A 14,834-nucleotide genomic window follows, 5' to 3' on the forward strand; every position below is an offset into this window, starting at 1 on the left:
TTCAATGCTCTATGAGTGGATCAAGGCGCTGCATATCATCGCCGTCATCGCGTGGATGGCGGGGATGCTCTATCTGCCGCGCCTCATGGTCTACCACTGCGCCGCCGAGATCGGCTCGGTGCAGTCGGAGACCTTCAAGGTCATGGAGCGCCGGCTGCTCAAGGCCATCATCAACCCGGCGATGATCGTTACCTGGCTCGCCGGCCTGTGGCTTGCGTACGAGGGCGGCTGGTACAAGGCGGGCTGGTTTCACGCCAAGTTCGCGCTGGTGCTGGCCATGTCCGCCATGCACGGTTTCCTCGTGCGCTGGGTGCGCGAATTCGCCGAGGACAGGAACATCCGGCCGGCGCGCTTCTACCGCATCGCCAACGAGGTGCCGACGCTGCTGATGATCGCCATCGTCATTCTGGTGGTGGTCAAACCGTTTTGATCCGACCCACGCCTTTAGGGGGGACTTGCGCACCCCTGAAGGCACGCCTATCTTGCGCGTGCTTTCCCAAACGCAGGCGAACGCGCTTCCTTTCGGTCCGGCATCTGCTCGTGGCGTCGTCTTGAAGACGCTGTCCTGGTGGAGCCGTCTTGGTCCGGCCGGCGCGTCAGGCGGCGAGCTGCGTGCCCCCGGCTTCCCCTGAAGACCTGCGATCCCGTCCTTCCCCCCACGAGCCGACCCCGATCCTGACCGATCGGCCCCCGGCCCCCCAATACCCATCGAGGCTTTCCCTTATGCGGGAAGTGAAACTTCAAGACCTCAAGTCCAAGACCCCCGTCGAGCTCCTCGCCTTCGCCGAGGAGAATGAGGTGGAAAACGCCAGCACGCTCCGCAAGCAGGAGCTGATGTTCGCGATCCTCAAGCAGCTGGCCGCCACCGAGACGGAGATCATCGGCGAGGGCGTCGTCGAGGTGCTGCAGGATGGATTTGCCTTCCTGCGCTCTCCCGAGGCCAATTATCTGCCCGGTCCGGACGACATCTACGTCTCCCCCTCCCAGATCCGCCGCTTTGGCCTGCGCACCGGCGACACGGTCGAGGGTCAGATCCGGAGCCCCAAGGAGGGCGAACGGTATTTCGCGCTGCTCAAGGTCAACACGATCAATTTCGAGGACCCTGAGAAGTCGCGGCACAAGATCAATTTCGACAATCTGACGCCGCTCTATCCCGACGAGAGGCTGAAGCTTGAGCACGATGAGCCGACTGGCAGCAAGAAAGACTTCTCGCCGCGCATCATCGACATCGTGGCGCCCATCGGCAAAGGCCAGCGCGGCCTGATCGTGGCGCCGCCCCGTACCGGCAAGACGGTGCTCCTGCAGAACATCGCCAAGTCCATCACCGCCAACCATCCGGAATGCTTCCTGATCGTGCTGCTCATCGACGAGCGGCCCGAGGAAGTCACCGACATGCAGCGCTCGGTGAAGGGCGAGGTGGTCTCCTCCACCTTCGACGAACCGGCCGTGCGCCACGTGCAGGTGGCCGAGATGGTCATCGAGAAGGCCAAGCGCCTGGTCGAGCATGGCCGCGATGTGGTGATCCTGCTGGATTCCATCACCCGCCTCGGCCGCGCCTACAACACCGTGGTGCCGTCCTCCGGCAAGGTGCTGACCGGCGGCGTGGACGCCAACGCCCTCCAGCGGCCCAAGCGCTTCTTCGGCGCGGCGCGCAACATCGAGGAAGGTGGCTCCCTCACCATCATCGCGACCGCCCTCATCGAGACCGGCTCGCGCATGGACGAGGTGATCTTCGAAGAGTTCAAGGGCACCGGCAATTCGGAAGTCATCCTGGACCGCAAGGTCTCCGACAAGCGCGTGTTCCCGGCCATCGACATCACCCGGTCCGGCACCCGCAAGGAAGAGCTGCTGGTTCCCGCCGACACGCTCAAGAAGATGTATGTCCTGCGCCGCATCCTGAATCCGATGGGCACCGTGGACGCCATCGAGTTCCTGCTCGACAAGCTGCGGCAGACGAAGACCAACCAGGACTTCTTCGACTCCATGAATACCTGAGCGGAACACCTGAGCGCTCGTTCACGAGCGTTCATTCCCTCAAAAGGGGCCGGGTCAGCCCGGCCCTGTCCCCGCGGAACAAATGGCCAACCGAGCCCGGCGCGTGATTCGCGCGCCTTTCGTTCCGCCCCTGTTCGGTGAAGCTGGAGGGGAGCGTGTCAATTCGGGACGATCCCGGATAGCTCCCTTCCCGTTTCGCGGCGTCCTCCCTATCTTGAGAGAAACCGGCGGGTTTTCCCCGCACCGTTTCTTTTGAGGATTGGCCATGTTCATCCAGACGGAAACCACGCCGAACCCGGCGACACTGAAGTTCCTGCCCGGCCGTTCGGTGCTGGGGGAGGGCGTTCTCGATCTGCGCTCGGCCGAGGATGCCGATCTTTCCCCGCTCGCCCAACGCCTGTTCGACGTGCGCGGCGTGTCGGCGGTGATGCTCGGCTCGGACTTCGTGACCGTGACCAAGGCCGACAGCGAGTGGCCGCAGATCAAGCCGGCCATTCTCGGCGCCATCATGGAGCACTTCATGTCCGGCGCCCCGGTCCTGTCCGAGGGCGTGAAGCCGGATGTCAGCGACGGCGACGAGTTCTTCGACGCGAAGGACGGCGAGATCGTCGCCACTATCAAGGAGCTGCTGGAGACGCGCGTGCGTCCGGCGGTCGCCAATGACGGCGGCGACATCACCTTCCGCGGCTTCGAGAACGGTGTGGTTTTCCTCAACATGAAGGGCTCCTGCTCGGGCTGCCCCTCTTCGACGGCCACGCTCAAGAACGGCATCGAGAACCTGTTGAAGCATTTCGTGCCGGAAGTGGCGGAAGTCCGGGCTGTCTGACGACGCGGACCCGGTTTGACGGTATTCGGGAACGGTCCCATTAACCTTTCCCGAAAGTGAGCGTGCCGGGTCGCTTCCCCCCGCCACGGTTTCGGTTGATCGTGGCGGCGATCGGGGTGCCCGCGTTCATGTATGTCCTCGCCATAGACACGGCGCTTGCCGCCTGCTCCGCCGCGGTGCTCGACACCGAGACGGACAGCATCGTCTCGGGCGATTCGCTGCTCATGGAGCGGGGACATGCGGAGACGCTGATCCCCCTGGTGGAGCAGGTGATGAGCTCCGCCGGCATCGATTTCGAGCATCTCGCCCGCATTGCCGTCACGGTGGGTCCCGGCAGCTTCACCGGGCTTCGGGTGGGCCTGTCCGCCGCCCGCGGCTTCGGCCTCACCTCTAATCGGCCGGTGGTGGGCGTGACGACGCTGGCGGCCCTCGCCGCACCCTATCTTGCCCATGACGATGCCGTGCCGGTGGTGTCCGCCATCGATGCCCGCCACGGCCATGTGTTCCTCCAGATGTTCGGTGTCGGCGGACGCACGTTGATCGCCCCGCGCATCACCAGCGTGCGGGAGGCGGCGCGCTCCGTGGCCATCGGCGCGGTGCGGATCGTTGGCTCCGGGGCCAATCTCGTGGCCGATGCCTGGCCGCCGTCTGAAAAACTGCCGGAGCTGGTCGACGATACGCCGGCCCCCGACGTGGCATGGGTTGCCCGTCTCGGTTCCGTCGCCGATCCCGAAGCGGCCGAGCCGCGCCCGCTCTACCTGCGGCCCCCTGATGCCAAGCCGCAGGACAAGGCCCGCATCGCCCGCCGATGAAACGCCTGCTCGACCGTCTGTTCCCGCCCCGCCCGCCACTGCTGCGGGCCGCGACGGCGGCGGATATTCCCCATCTTGCGGCCATCCACGCCCGCGCCTTCGCGCGCGGCTGGGACGCTGACGAGTTCGAGCGGCTGCTTGCCGACCGCGCCGTGCGCGCCCATGTGGCGACGCTTGGCCCCCGCAAGCCTCCGGTGGGCTTCGTCCTGTCCCACTGCGTGACGCCCGAATCGGAAATCCTGACCATCGCCGTCGTCACCGACCGCCGCCGGCGGGGGGTTGGCCGGGCTCTGGTCTCCTTCCACCTGGCCCGCCTCGCCGCCGAAGGCGTCTCGACCTCCTTTCTGGAGGTGGAGGAAGGCAATGCCGCCGCCCGCACGCTTTATGCACGTCTTGGCTATGGCGAGGTGGGCCGGCGCAGGGGCTATTATGCGGGCGGTGCCGACGCGCTGCTGCTGCGCCGCGACTTTTGAGCTTCAGCAAGCCTTTGTCCGCCCCCTTGCGGCGCGGAAGCGGCGGCGCGATAAGGCAGAGGAATGTCCCTGGGTCGTCGCGGAGGTCCCGCTTGAGCGGAAAGATCAGCCTCATTGAGGAAGCCTGCCTCGCCAAGGGCATGCGGATGACCGAGCAGCGCCGGGTCATCGCCCGCGTGCTGTCCGGCGCGCAGGATCATCCCGACGTGGAAGAGCTGCACCGCCGCGCCGTGGCCATCGACGACAACATCTCCATCTCCACGGTCTATCGCACCGTGAAGATGCTGGAGGACGCTGGCATCATCGAGCGGCACGATTTCGGCGACGGCCGGGCCCGCTATGAGCAGATGCCCGACGAGCACCATGACCACCTGATCGATCTCAGGTCTGGTCAGGTCATCGAATTCCGCTCCGAGCAGATCGAGGCGCTGCAGGAGCAGATCGCTCGCGAACTCGGCTTCAAGCTCCGTGGCCACCGCCTCGAGCTCTATGCGGTGCCGCTCGACGAGGACGAGAAGCAGTGACGCCTCCCGGCGGGCGACCGTCGGCGCCCGCTTCCAGCGACGGTCATTTGTTGCCGCCCCTCGGGCCGGAGCAGCCCGCCCTTTCGCGCCTGATGGACCGCCTGCGGCTTGCCGGCGTGCTCAGCGTGGTCGGGGGGGTGACGCTGGTCGGCATTCCCCTTCAGTGGATCTCGCTGAAGCTCGGTCTCGATGCCCGCCGCCACATTCCGCGGCTCTATCACCGCATCCTGCTGCGGCTCATCGGCGTGCGGGTCCATGTCCGCGGCACGCCGGCTGCGGACCGCCCGCTGCTGATCCTTGCCAACCACGCCTCCTGGCTCGACATCCCCGTGGTGGGCTCGCTCACGCCCTTGTTCTTCGTGGCCAAGAGCGAGGTGTCCGGCTGGCCGCTCATCGGCCTTCTCGCCAAGTTCCAGCGCACCGTCTTCGTGGATCGCCAGCGCCGCCATGCCACCGGCGCGGTGAACCGGGAGATTGCCGATCGCCTCGCTGATGGTGATCCCGTGGTGCTGTTCGCCGAGGGCACGTCGAGCGATGGCAACCGCGTGCTCCCGTTCCGCACCGCTTTGGTGGGCGCCGCGCGCGAGGCCTTCGCCGCCGGGGCGGAGGTGGTGGTGCAGCCCCTCGCCGTGTCCTATGTCCGGCTTCAGGGCTTGCCCATGGGCCGCAGCCATCGGCCCGTGGCCGCCTGGTTCGGCGATATGGAGTTGGCCCCGCATCTGATGGACGTGCTGCGCCACGGCGCCATCGACGTGGAAGTCACCTTCGGCGTGCCGGTGCGGCTCGATGCCGCCCATGACCGCAAAAGCGTGACGCGCGAGAGCGAGGCGACGGTGCGCCGGCTGTGCTCCAGCGCCCTCGCCGGCCGGGCGGCAGATGCTGACGCGTCGGGCCCCTTGCCGGACGCCCGCACCTCCGGCATCAACCGGTCATGATCTCGCTCGCCGCCATCGGCTTCGGCTATTGCGCCCGGCACCTGTTGGCCGAGGACCGCGCGGCGTTTGGCCGCGTCATCGGCACAGCACGGGACACGGCCCGCCTCTCCACCTTTCCGCCCGACGTGGAGGCTTTCGCCTTCGATGGCAGGACGCTTGGGGATGGTCTCGCGGCGGCTCTGGGCGATGTCCAGATTCTGCTGGCGTCCGCTCCACCGGACGATCGGGGCGACCCTATCCTGTGTTGCGCCGCGGAAACTCTGGCCGCCGGCCGCCTGCGGCAGGTGGTCTATCTCACCACGCTCGGGGTCTATGGGAACCACGACGGGGCCTGGGTGGACGAGGCGACCCCGCCGCGCGCGGGCAGCGCGCGCCTCGAACGGCGGCTGAAAGCGGAAGCGGATTGGCAGGCCTTCGGCCGCAGGCACGGCGTCCGGGTCGCGGTGCTGCGCCTAGCCGGCATATACGGACCCGGGCGCAACGCGCTGGTTCAGCTGCGCGCGGGCGAGGCCCGGCGCATCGACAAGCCCGGGCAGGTGTTCAACCGCATCCATGTGGACGATATCGTCTGCACCATCCGGGCGGCGATCGCGCACCGTTACGACGGCATCATCAACGTCACAGATGACCTGCCCGCCCCGCCCGGCGATCCCATTGCCTATGCTGCGGAGCTGCTGGGGATGGACCCACCGCCGGCGATTCCCTTCGATGAGGCGGCGCGGGAGATGAGCCCCATGGCTCTCTCCTTCTGGTCCGGCAACAAGCGTGTCGGCAATGCCCGGCTCAAGGAAGAGCTGGGGGTGACGCTACGCTATCCGACCTACCGCGAGGGGCTATTCGCGCTCCACGCGGCGGGCGCGTGAACACGGATTCTAGCGCCGCACGAAGGTGAGGTAGGTGGGCACGCGGCCCTGCGTGATGGCCTTGGCCTCGTAGCGCGTGCCCGGCCAGAACGGATAGGGCTTGCGCCAGTCGTCGGCCCGCTGCGCCGTCCATGTGAAGGCGCCGTGCGCACGTAAGTGGGCGAGGGTCCAGCCCACATAATGCGGCACGTCGGACGCGAAGCGGAACACGCCGCCGGGGCGGATGACACGGGCCAGCCGGTCGAGATTGTCGGGACGCACGAAGCGCCGCTTCCAATGCCGCTTCTTCGGCCACGGATCGGGATAGAAAAGATCGACGCCATCGAGGCTTGCCGTGGGCAGCCGGTCGAGCAGCAGCGCCGCGTCGAGGTCGAAGACCCGCACGTTGGCGAGACTGCGGGCGTCGAGATCCACCAGCATCCGCGCAAGGCCGTTGAGGAAGGGCTCGGCCCCGATGAAGCCCATCTCGGGCCGTCGGGCCGCGTGGTCGATCAGGTGTTCGCCGCAGCCGCAGCCGATTTCCAGCCAGTATCCCTGCCTCGGTTCGGGAAAGAGGCTGGCGGGAACGGACGCCGCGTCGAGATCGACCTTGTAGCGCGGCAGCAGATGCGTGAGGGCGTCCTGCTGCAGCCCACGCAGCGTCTTGCCGATACGCCGGCCATAGAAGGCGCCACGCGCCTCGAAGTCCGTGGCGGCGGAGGGGAGGGGCGCGGACTGGCTTGGGGGTTCGCTCGGCTGCTGGCTCATGGGGTCATGCTGAAAAAGGCACCGGCCGGACTGCAGGGCAATCCGGCCGGTGGGTCAACACAGATGGGTCAAGATGCGACGGTGGCAGCCCCCGAGGGCTCAGGCCACCGCAGCCTTGAGCGCGTCCACGAGATCGGTCTTCTCCCAGGAGAAGCCGCCGTCCGCTTCCGGCGCGCGGCCGAAATGGCCATAGGCAGAGGTGCGGGCGTAGATGGGCTTGGTGAGGCCGAGATGCTCGCGGATGCCGCGGGGGCGCAGGTTCATTACCTCGCGCAGCACCTTTTCAAGCTTCGCCTCGTCCACCTTTCCGGTGCCGTGCAGGTCCACATAGACCGCCAGCGGATCGGACACGCCGATGGCGTAGGCAAGCTGGATGGTGGCGCGGTCGGCGAGATCAGCGGCGACCACGTTCTTCGCGAGGTAGCGCGCGGCATAGGCGGCCGAGCGGTCCACCTTGGTCGGGTCCTTGCCGGAGAAGGCACCGCCGCCGTGGGGGGCCGCGCCGCCGTAGGTGTCCACGATGATCTTGCGGCCGGTGAGGCCGCAGTCGCCATCGGGGCCGCCGATGACGAACTTGCCGGTGGGGTTGACGTGCCAGACGGTGGCGTCGGTCACCCAGCCATCCGGCAGGGTCTTCTTGATGTAGGGCTCGACGATGGACTTCACGTCATGGGACGTGAGGTGCTCATCCAGGTGCTGGGTCGACAGCACGATCTGGGTGACGCCGACCGGCTTGCCGTTCTCGTACTGGACGGTGACCTGGCTCTTGGCATCGGGGCCGAGCGCGTGGGTCTCGCCGGAGTGGCGGGCTTCCGCCAGCACCTTCAGGATCTTGTGGGCATAATAGATGGGAGCGGGCATCAGCTCCGGGGTCTCGCGCACGGCATAGCCGAACATGATGCCCTGGTCGCCGGCGCCCTCGTCCTTGTTGCCGGCGATATCCACGCCCTGCGCGATGTCCGCCGACTGGGCGTGCAGCAGCACGTCGATGTCGGCCGTCTCCCAGTGGAAGCCGGCCTGCTCGTAGCCGATGTCCTTGATGGCAAGGCGCGCGACGTGGGACAGGAGGTCCCGGGTGATCGAGGACGGACCACGGGTCTCGCCAGCGATCACCACCTTGTTGGTGGTGGCGAGCGTCTCGCACGCGACGCGGATCTGGCTCGGGTCCCAGCCCTCGGTTTCCGCAGTGCGGAAGAAAGTGTCCACCACTTCGTCCGAAATCCGGTCGCAGACCTTGTCCGGATGCCCTTCGGAAACCGATTCACTCGTGAACAGATACGATTGACGCGCCATGTGACGGCCCCTTTTGCGCCCGCGCCGCGGTGCGGCCGCCCTTTGTGGCAACGCAGCGGCGGGCGGTCAAGGTCGTCAGCGCGAAAACGTTCGCCAAAACGAACGCTTCACGCCTCGGTTTCACCGGCGATGGCGATCACCAGATCGACGATGCGCCGACGCACGCGGGCGTCGGAAATCCGCATGAAGTTCCGGGTGAGCGTCAGTCCGTCGGACGTGGCGAGGAAGTCGGAGATGTAGGCCGGGGACTGCTCCTCGGAGAAACCTTCGCCCTCGGGTCCAACGGTGGGGGCACCTTCGAAGAAGAAGGCGACGGGAACACCAAGGGTGGTCGAAATCTGCTGAAGCCGGCTCGCGCCGATGCGATTCGTACCCTTCTCGTACTTCTGAATCTGCTGAAACGTGATGCCCAGATGCTCGCCCAGCTTCTCCTGGCTCATTCCCACCATCATCCGCCTCATGCGGACACGCGAGCCAACGTGCTTATCAATAGGGTTCGGCGCCTTCTTGACCATGGTCTCTCCGGCTATGTCGGAAAAGATTACTCAATACTTCGCTGTGCGAAGGCTGCCCTGATTGCCGGCGAACATAGGCATACAATCGGAACGCGTCGATCAACCGCTGCGTGTATTGCAACCGCAAAGCGGTACGGAAGCTAGCGCCAGAGCAGCTGCCAGAAGCCCGGGGACCAATATACGGTCAAGCTTGGCTGCAACGGAAACCGTTTGCAGCGGCTTTGGCAGGGGACCATCCACCAGACCCTCCTGCCCGAGGTCACGTGATGCGACAATACGTCCCATAGGATCAACGATTGCAGAAATCCCCGTGTTCGCCGCGCGGACCAGCGGAAGCCCTTCCTCTACAGCGCGCATGCGGGCCTGCGCGAAATGCTGGTAGGGACCGGGGGTCAGGCCAAACCACGCGTCATTCGTGAGATTGAGCAACCAGGCCGGGCGTGGACCCTGGGGAACTACCTTTCCAGGAAAGATAATTTCGTAACATACAAGCGGAGAGGCGAGCGGCAGTCCGGGGATCTGGAGCGCGCGGAGTTCCGCGCCGGAAGAGAAACCACCCCGTACACGCGTAAGTTGTTCCAGGCCAAGGGCCTCAAGCTCCGCCTGGAACGGCAGATACTCTCCGAATGGCACCAGATGAACCTTGTCGGTGTTGGTCAGCACCCGCCCGCGATGGTCCATCACCCTGATCGAGTTGAAGAACGGCGACCGCTGGCCGGGCGGAGGGAAGTCGTAGCGGACGGCGCCCGTCACCAGCGTCACGTTGGGCGGCAGGGCCGCAGCAATGGCCTCGGCTGCCCAGGGTTCACGCTCATAGATGAAGGGAAAGGAGGATTCCGGCCAGATCAGCACCGTGACGTCAGCGAGCCCGCCCGGATAGGTCTCGCTCTTCCCTGCACTCAGCGCGAGATAGTCTTTCAGGATCTGCTCGCGCCGGTCATAGGCGAACTTCTTGTCCTGCGAGAGGTTCGGCTGCATCACCCGGAGCGCCACGCCGGGCACGGTCTCAAGCGGCGTCACGGACAGGCGATAGCCACCCCACAGCGCCGTCCCAGCGATGACCAGCGCCGCCGCGCTGACGGCGGCAAGACCCCGGCGGCCGGGGTTCAGGAGCAGGACCGGCGTGGACAGCAGGAGCACGCAGAAGAAGGTGAGGCCCCAGACGCCGACCACGGATGCCGCCTGCATCAGCAGCAGATCGTCGGAGACCGCATAGCCATAGGTGTTCCAGGGAAAGCCGGTGAGCACATGGCCGCGCAGCCATTCCGCCAGCGTCAGACCGAAGGTGAGCGCGAACAGCCTGAGGCCGCCCTTCGACCACAGGAGCCGCGCCACCACCGTTCCGAACGCCGTGAACAGCGCCAGCCCCGCCGGCATGGAGACCACCGCAAACGGCAGCAGCCAGCCGAACACGTCCGCCTCCACGAGGAAGGCCGCGCCGATCCACCAGAGGGAGGCGAGGAAATAGCCGAAGCCGAACCACCAGCCGACCCCCGCGGCCGCCACGAGACGAGTCTTGAGATCGCCACGGCAGCCGTCGAGGAGCAGCACGAGGACCGGAAAGCTGAGCGCCAGCACCGGCCACAGATCGAAGGGCGGCATGGCGAGGGCGCCGACCGCCCCCGCCGTCCACGCGACGAAGCGCCGGCGCCAGCCGGTGAGGAAGCGCAGCATCAGGATGCGCCCGCGCCACGACAGGCCTGTCGTGGGCGCGCCGCGGCGGGGGGCGACCTTGGAGGGAAAAGCCACGCGGAAGGTCAGGCGTCGGACGCGGCGTGCCCGGCGGCGGAGCCGTCGAGATCCCGGGGCGGGATGATGCGCAGCTTCTTCAGCCTGCGGGGATCGGCATCCACCACGTCCACGTCGAAGCCGCCCGGCAGGGAAATCACCTCGCCGGCCTTGGGCACACGGGAGGCGATGCGCACCACGAGGCCGCCGACGCTGTCCACCTCCTCCATCGCCTCTTCCGAAGCGAACCCGGTGCCGAGCACTTCCACCGCGGCCTCCAGCGGCGTGCGGGCATCGGCGAGATAGCTGCCGTCGGGCTGGCGTGTGAGCAGCGTCTCGGCCGCCTCGTCGTGCTCGTCCTCGATCTCGCCGACGATCTCCTCCACCACGTCCTCGATGGAGACGAGGCCGTCGGTGCCGCCATATTCGTCGATGACGAGGGCGAGGTGGGTGCGCGCCGCCTGCATGGAGACGAGCAGGTCCACCGCCGGCATGGAGGGAGGCACATAGAGAATGCGGCGGATGAGGCCGGCGGTCTCCAGCGTCGCGTCGAGATTGACCTTGCCGAGGTCGATCTTGCCCGATTCGGAGGCGAGGTCGCCGGCGAGGAAGGCGATGAGGTCGCGGATGTGGACCATGCCGACGGGGTCATCCAGCGTGTCGTCGTAGACGACGAGCCGGGAATGACCGACGGTCACGAACAGCTTCAGCAGCTCGCCCAGCGGCGCGTCCTTGCGCACGGCGACGATCTCGGCGCGGGGCACCATGATGTCGCCGATGCCCACCTCCCGCAGGTGCAGGATGTTGCGCAGCATCTTGCGCTCGGATGGGGTGAACTCCCCCTCCTCCTCGGGTGTCTCCGCCGCGGCGAGCACCTCCACGAGGTCGGTGCGCAGGGAGCCGTGCGGGCGGAACGTGCCGAGGAGGGCACGCAATCGATCGAGAAAACTTTGCGGCTCCGAAGAGCTGGTCTCGGTCGGCTGGTCGATGTTGGACATGGTCGTTATCAAGCCGCCTTCACGTCAGTCCTGGGGCAGGCCATAGGGATCGGCGATCCCAAGGCCCGCGAGGATGTCGCGCTCAAGCGCCTCCATTTCCTCTGCTTCGTTGTCTTCGAGATGGTCGTAGCCCATGAGGTGCAACGTTCCGTGCACCACCAGATGGGCGAGATGGTCGGCCGGCGCCTTGTCCTCCGCCTCGGCCTCGCGGCTGAGCGTTTCCAGCGCGACGATGATGTCGCCGAGGGGCTGGGGGGCGTCGATGTCGTCCGGCAGGTCCGGCTGGGGGAAGGACAGGACGTTGGTCGCCTTGTCCATGTCACGCCAGTCGCGATTGAGCACGCGGATGCGCGCGTCGTCGGTGAGGGTGATGGCCACCTCACACGGCTCGGGCACGTCCTCGGCGCAGGCGGCCAGCGCCGCCCGGCAGGCCCGGATGGCCACGGCCTCGGCGTCCGCGATGACGGACCAGCCTTCGGCCTCCATCGCGACGTCGATGTCCGCGTCGATCTCAGCAACCTGCGCGACGGGGGCGGGCGCGGCCATGGCTCAGCTCCCCGCCTTGCCGGCGAGGCGGGCGGAGGCGGCCTCGATCTTGGCCGCGTCGAGCTTTTCGTAGGCCGAGACGATGCGTTGCACCAGTTCGTGGCGCACCACGTCCTCGGCCTTGAAATGGCAGATGCCGACGCCCTCGACGCCCTCCAGCAGCCGCACCGCCTCGGCGAGACCGGAGATCTGCCCGCCGGGCAGGTCGGTCTGGCTCGGGTCGCCGGTGACGATCATGTGGGAGTTCTCGCCGAGGCGCGTGAGGAACATCTTCATCTGCATGGACGTGGCATTCTGCGCCTCGTCCAGGATCACCGCGGCGTTGGAGAGGGTGCGGCCACGCATGAAGGCGAGCGGGGCGATCTCGATCTCGCCGGACTGCAGCGCCCGCTCCACGAAGGGGCGGTCCATCAGGTCATACAGCGCGTCGTAGATGGGTCGCAGGTACGGGTCCACCTTCTCCTTCATGTCACCAGGCAGGAAGCCGAGGCGCTCGCCGGCCTCCACGGCCGGACGGGAGAGAATGATCTTGTCCACCATCCGCCGCTCCAGCAGATGGACGGCATAGGCCACCGCAATCCAGGTCTTGCCGGTGCCGGCGGGACCGTTGCCGAACACCAAAGTGTGCCGCTTCAGGGCGCGGATATAGGCATCCTGCGCGGCGGTGCGGGCGCGCACCGGACGGCGGCGCAGATGGATCTCGTCGAACGACTGGCGCTGCTCGGCCGGGTCGAAATCGAACAGGGAGCCCTGCGAGGTGACTTCGCGGATGGCGCCGTCCACGTCGCCCTGGCTGATGTCGCGGCCCTTGCGCAGCGCCTCATAGAGGTGCTCCAGCACGGCGCGGGCCTGCTCGCAGGCATCGCGCTCGCCTTCCAGCGTCACGTGATTGCCGCGCGAATCCGCCTTCACCCCCAGCTTGCGCTCGATGAGGGCGAGGTTGCGGCCGTAATGGCCGAACAGCTGGGTGGCGAGCCGGTTGTCGTCGAAGGCCAGCACCACATGGGCCGCCGGAGGCTCGTCCGGATCGGCCCACGGGGCCGTGACCGCCGCGCGGGCGGGGCCGGGGGAAGCCTGCGGCGCTGCGGCCGCCAGGGGACGATCACGGTTGTCGCTGCCGGATCTGCGCAAGCTCAGGCCTCCATGGCCGCAAGCGGCCGGGACAAAGCGGGGGAAAGGGGCGTCTCGGCCGGAACGCCGGCGAGGCTGTTCGGGCCGACATCGGTGATGGTGACGGTGAGCAGCTCGCCGATGCCGGCGGGCGGATCGTTCACCACCACGCTCTGGAGATAGGGCGAGCGGCCGATGAGCTGGCCCGGCTGCCGGCCGGGCTTCTCCAGCAGGATGTCGAAGGTGCGGCCGCGGCAGGCGGCGTCGAAGGCCGTCTTTGAGGCTTCGAGCAGGCGATGCAGCTCCGCGAGGCGCTCGGCCATCACCTCCTCCGGCACCTGTCCCTCGTGCTCGGCGGCGGGGGTGCCGGGGCGCGCGCTGTACTTGAAGGAATAGGCGCTGGCGAAGCCGACCTCGCGCACCAGATCGAGCGTGTCCTCGAAGTCGCGGTCCGTCTCGCCGGGGAAGCCGACGATGAAGTCGGAGGAGAGGGCGAGGTCCGGCCGAGCGGTGCGCATCTTCTCGATGAGCGAGAGGAACAGGTCGCGGCCGTGCTTGCGGTTCATGGCCGCGAGGATGCGGTCGGAGCCGGACTGCACCGGCAGGTGCAGATAGGGCATCAGCTGCGGCAGGTCGCGGTGGGCGGCGATGAGGTCTTCGCCCATGTCGCGCGGATGGGAGGTGGTGTAGCGCAGGCGCGCCAGCCCCTCCATCTGAGCGAGCCGCTCCATCAGCCGGGCGAGGCTCCAGACCTTCCCGTCCGGCCCCTCGCCGTGGAAGGCGTTGACGTTCTGGCCGATGAGGGTGATCTCGCGCACGCCCTGGTCGAGGAGGCGAGCCGCCTCCTCGAGGATCTTCGTGACCGGGCGCGAGACTTCGGCGCCGCGGGTGTAGGGCACCACGCAGAAGGTGCAGAACTTGTCGCAGCCCTCCTGCACCGTCACGAACGCCGCCGGACCGCGCTTGCGGGTGGCGGCGCGGGTGGGCGCGGGCAGGTGATCGAACTTGTCGTCTGCGGGAAATTCGGTGTCCACCACCCGCTTGCCGGTCTTCGCCTCGGCGAGCAGCTCGGGCAGGCGGTGGTAGCTCTGGGGGCCGACCACCACGTCCACCACCGGCGCGCGACGCATGATCTCGGCGCCCTCGGCCTGGGCGACGCAGCCGGCGACGGCGATCATGGTGTCGGAGCCGGCTTCCTGCTTCTGCTTCCTCAGGCGCCCGAGCTCGGAATAGACCTTCTCGGCGGCCTTCTCGCGGATATGACAGGTGTTGAGGATCACAAGGTCGGCCTCGGCCGGGTCCTGCGTCTCCACATATCCCTCGCGTGCCAGCGTGTCCGCCATACGATGGGAATCGTAGACGTTCATCTGGCAGCCGAAGGACTTCACATAAAGCTTGCGGGGCTCGTGCATGTCGCCTGTTCTGTCGCCGTCGATCTTCGCGTGTGGGCGCGACGCGATCGTGACGCC

16 protein-coding genes are annotated in these 14,834 nt (G+C 67.2%); 8 read left to right on the forward strand and 8 right to left on the reverse strand.

Going from position 1 to position 14,834, the window contains the following annotated elements; translation table 11 throughout:
* Positions 1–4 precede the first annotated feature (4 nt).
* The 8 genes from hemJ (at position 5) to EJ105_RS05070 (ending at position 6,428) form a co-directional block, all read left to right on the forward strand.
* Positions 5–430, forward strand: a complete 426-nt coding sequence (gene hemJ, locus EJ105_RS05035) for a protoporphyrinogen oxidase HemJ (RefSeq protein ID WP_250165501.1) — start codon at positions 5–7, stop codon at positions 428–430.
* Between the two features lie 293 nt (positions 431–723).
* Positions 724–1,995 (forward strand): transcription termination factor Rho, encoded by a 1,272-nt coding sequence (rho, locus tag EJ105_RS05040; RefSeq protein WP_024281427.1) that lies wholly within the window; start codon positions 724–726, stop codon positions 1,993–1,995.
* Between the two features lie 265 nt (positions 1,996–2,260).
* On the forward strand, positions 2,261–2,821 hold the full coding sequence (locus EJ105_RS05045; RefSeq protein WP_024281426.1) for a NifU family protein: 561 nt from the start codon (positions 2,261–2,263) through the stop codon (positions 2,819–2,821).
* Between the two features lie 128 nt (positions 2,822–2,949).
* Positions 2,950–3,633, forward strand: coding sequence for a tRNA (adenosine(37)-N6)-threonylcarbamoyltransferase complex dimerization subunit type 1 TsaB (gene tsaB, locus EJ105_RS05050; RefSeq protein ID WP_024281425.1), 684 nt, complete (start codon positions 2,950–2,952; stop codon positions 3,631–3,633).
* Positions 3,630–4,106, forward strand: coding sequence for a GNAT family N-acetyltransferase (locus EJ105_RS05055; RefSeq protein WP_250165502.1), 477 nt, complete (start codon positions 3,630–3,632; stop codon positions 4,104–4,106). The genes tsaB and EJ105_RS05055 overlap by 4 nt, the downstream gene beginning before the upstream one ends.
* 140 nt (positions 4,107–4,246) lie before the next feature.
* The gene (locus EJ105_RS05060) at positions 4,247–4,630 is read left to right on the forward strand and encodes a Fur family transcriptional regulator (RefSeq protein WP_374254922.1); all 384 of its coding nucleotides are present in this window, start codon (positions 4,247–4,249) and stop codon (positions 4,628–4,630) included.
* A 47-nt stretch (positions 4,631–4,677) separates the two neighbouring features.
* Positions 4,678–5,565, forward strand: coding sequence for a lyso-ornithine lipid O-acyltransferase (gene olsA, locus EJ105_RS05065; RefSeq protein ID WP_250165503.1), 888 nt, complete (start codon positions 4,678–4,680; stop codon positions 5,563–5,565).
* Positions 5,562–6,428: an NAD-dependent epimerase/dehydratase family protein gene (locus tag EJ105_RS05070; RefSeq protein WP_250165504.1), complete on the forward strand. Its 867-nt coding sequence runs from the start codon at positions 5,562–5,564 to the stop codon at positions 6,426–6,428. Before olsA ends, EJ105_RS05070 begins: the two co-directional genes overlap by 4 nt.
* A 9-nt stretch (positions 6,429–6,437) precedes the next feature.
* Here EJ105_RS05070 and trmB read toward each other — a convergent pair whose 3' ends face one another.
* The 8 genes from trmB to miaB form a co-directional block, all read right to left on the reverse strand.
* Positions 6,438–7,175 (reverse strand): tRNA (guanine(46)-N(7))-methyltransferase TrmB, encoded by a 738-nt coding sequence (gene trmB / locus EJ105_RS05075; RefSeq protein ID WP_250165505.1) that lies wholly within the window; start codon positions 7,173–7,175, stop codon positions 6,438–6,440.
* A 99-nt stretch (positions 7,176–7,274) separates the two neighbouring features.
* Positions 7,275–8,468: a methionine adenosyltransferase gene (metK, locus tag EJ105_RS05080; RefSeq protein WP_250165506.1), complete on the reverse strand. Its 1,194-nt coding sequence runs from the start codon at positions 8,466–8,468 to the stop codon at positions 7,275–7,277.
* Positions 8,469–8,575: 107 nt separating this feature from the next.
* The gene (locus EJ105_RS05085) at positions 8,576–8,983 is read right to left on the reverse strand and encodes a helix-turn-helix domain-containing protein (RefSeq protein WP_250165507.1); all 408 of its coding nucleotides are present in this window, start codon (positions 8,981–8,983) and stop codon (positions 8,576–8,578) included.
* Positions 8,984–9,082: 99 nt separating this feature from the next.
* A complete protein-coding gene (lnt, locus tag EJ105_RS05090; RefSeq protein WP_284145322.1) occupies positions 9,083–10,657 on the reverse strand; it encodes an apolipoprotein N-acyltransferase in 1,575 nt (524 codons plus the stop codon).
* Between the two features lie 83 nt (positions 10,658–10,740).
* Positions 10,741–11,709 (reverse strand): hemolysin family protein, encoded by a 969-nt coding sequence (locus EJ105_RS05095; RefSeq protein ID WP_024281416.1) that lies wholly within the window; start codon positions 11,707–11,709, stop codon positions 10,741–10,743.
* A gap of 24 nt (positions 11,710–11,733) precedes the next feature.
* Entirely contained in the window at positions 11,734–12,255 is a 522-nt protein-coding gene (gene ybeY / locus EJ105_RS05100; RefSeq protein ID WP_250165509.1) for an rRNA maturation RNase YbeY, read from the reverse strand.
* A 3-nt stretch (positions 12,256–12,258) separates the two neighbouring features.
* Positions 12,259–13,257: a PhoH family protein gene (locus EJ105_RS05105; RefSeq protein ID WP_245279435.1), complete on the reverse strand. Its 999-nt coding sequence runs from the start codon at positions 13,255–13,257 to the stop codon at positions 12,259–12,261.
* A gap of 131 nt (positions 13,258–13,388) precedes the next feature.
* Positions 13,389–14,777 (reverse strand): tRNA (N6-isopentenyl adenosine(37)-C2)-methylthiotransferase MiaB, encoded by a 1,389-nt coding sequence (miaB, locus tag EJ105_RS05110; protein WP_250165510.1) that lies wholly within the window; start codon positions 14,775–14,777, stop codon positions 13,389–13,391.
* Positions 14,778–14,834 lie beyond the last annotated feature (57 nt).

The sequence above is a fragment of the Xanthobacter aminoxidans genome (genome assembly GCF_023571765.1).
GTDB classification, from domain to species: Bacteria; Pseudomonadota; Alphaproteobacteria; order Rhizobiales; family Xanthobacteraceae; genus Xanthobacter; species Xanthobacter aminoxidans.

Excerpts from the sequence above, each read along its gene's own strand:
- lnt (WP_284145322.1), bottom strand. The coding sequence starts at position 10,657 with ATGCTGCGCTTCCTCACCGGCTGGCGCCGGCGCTTCGTCGCGTGGACG.
- metK (WP_250165506.1), bottom strand. The coding sequence starts at position 8,468 with ATGGCGCGTCAATCGTATCTGTTCACGAGTGAATCGGTTTCCGAAGGG.
- ybeY (WP_250165509.1), bottom strand. The coding sequence starts at position 12,255 with ATGGCCGCGCCCGCCCCCGTCGCGCAGGTTGCTGAGATCGACGCGGAC.
- trmB (WP_250165505.1), bottom strand. The coding sequence starts at position 7,175 with ATGAGCCAGCAGCCGAGCGAACCCCCAAGCCAGTCCGCGCCCCTCCCC.
- tsaB (WP_024281425.1), top strand. The coding sequence starts at position 2,950 with ATGTATGTCCTCGCCATAGACACGGCGCTTGCCGCCTGCTCCGCCGCG.
- miaB (WP_250165510.1), bottom strand. The coding sequence starts at position 14,777 with ATGCACGAGCCCCGCAAGCTTTATGTGAAGTCCTTCGGCTGCCAGATG.
- hemJ (WP_250165501.1), top strand. The coding sequence starts at position 5 with ATGCTCTATGAGTGGATCAAGGCGCTGCATATCATCGCCGTCATCGCG.
- rho (WP_024281427.1), top strand. The coding sequence starts at position 724 with ATGCGGGAAGTGAAACTTCAAGACCTCAAGTCCAAGACCCCCGTCGAG.
- EJ105_RS05045 (WP_024281426.1), top strand. The coding sequence starts at position 2,261 with ATGTTCATCCAGACGGAAACCACGCCGAACCCGGCGACACTGAAGTTC.
- EJ105_RS05095 (WP_024281416.1), bottom strand. The coding sequence starts at position 11,709 with ATGTCCAACATCGACCAGCCGACCGAGACCAGCTCTTCGGAGCCGCAA.
- EJ105_RS05055 (WP_250165502.1), top strand. The coding sequence starts at position 3,630 with ATGAAACGCCTGCTCGACCGTCTGTTCCCGCCCCGCCCGCCACTGCTG.
- EJ105_RS05085 (WP_250165507.1), bottom strand. The coding sequence starts at position 8,983 with ATGGTCAAGAAGGCGCCGAACCCTATTGATAAGCACGTTGGCTCGCGT.
- EJ105_RS05060 (WP_374254922.1), top strand. The coding sequence starts at position 4,247 with ATGCGGATGACCGAGCAGCGCCGGGTCATCGCCCGCGTGCTGTCCGGC.
- EJ105_RS05070 (WP_250165504.1), top strand. The coding sequence starts at position 5,562 with ATGATCTCGCTCGCCGCCATCGGCTTCGGCTATTGCGCCCGGCACCTG.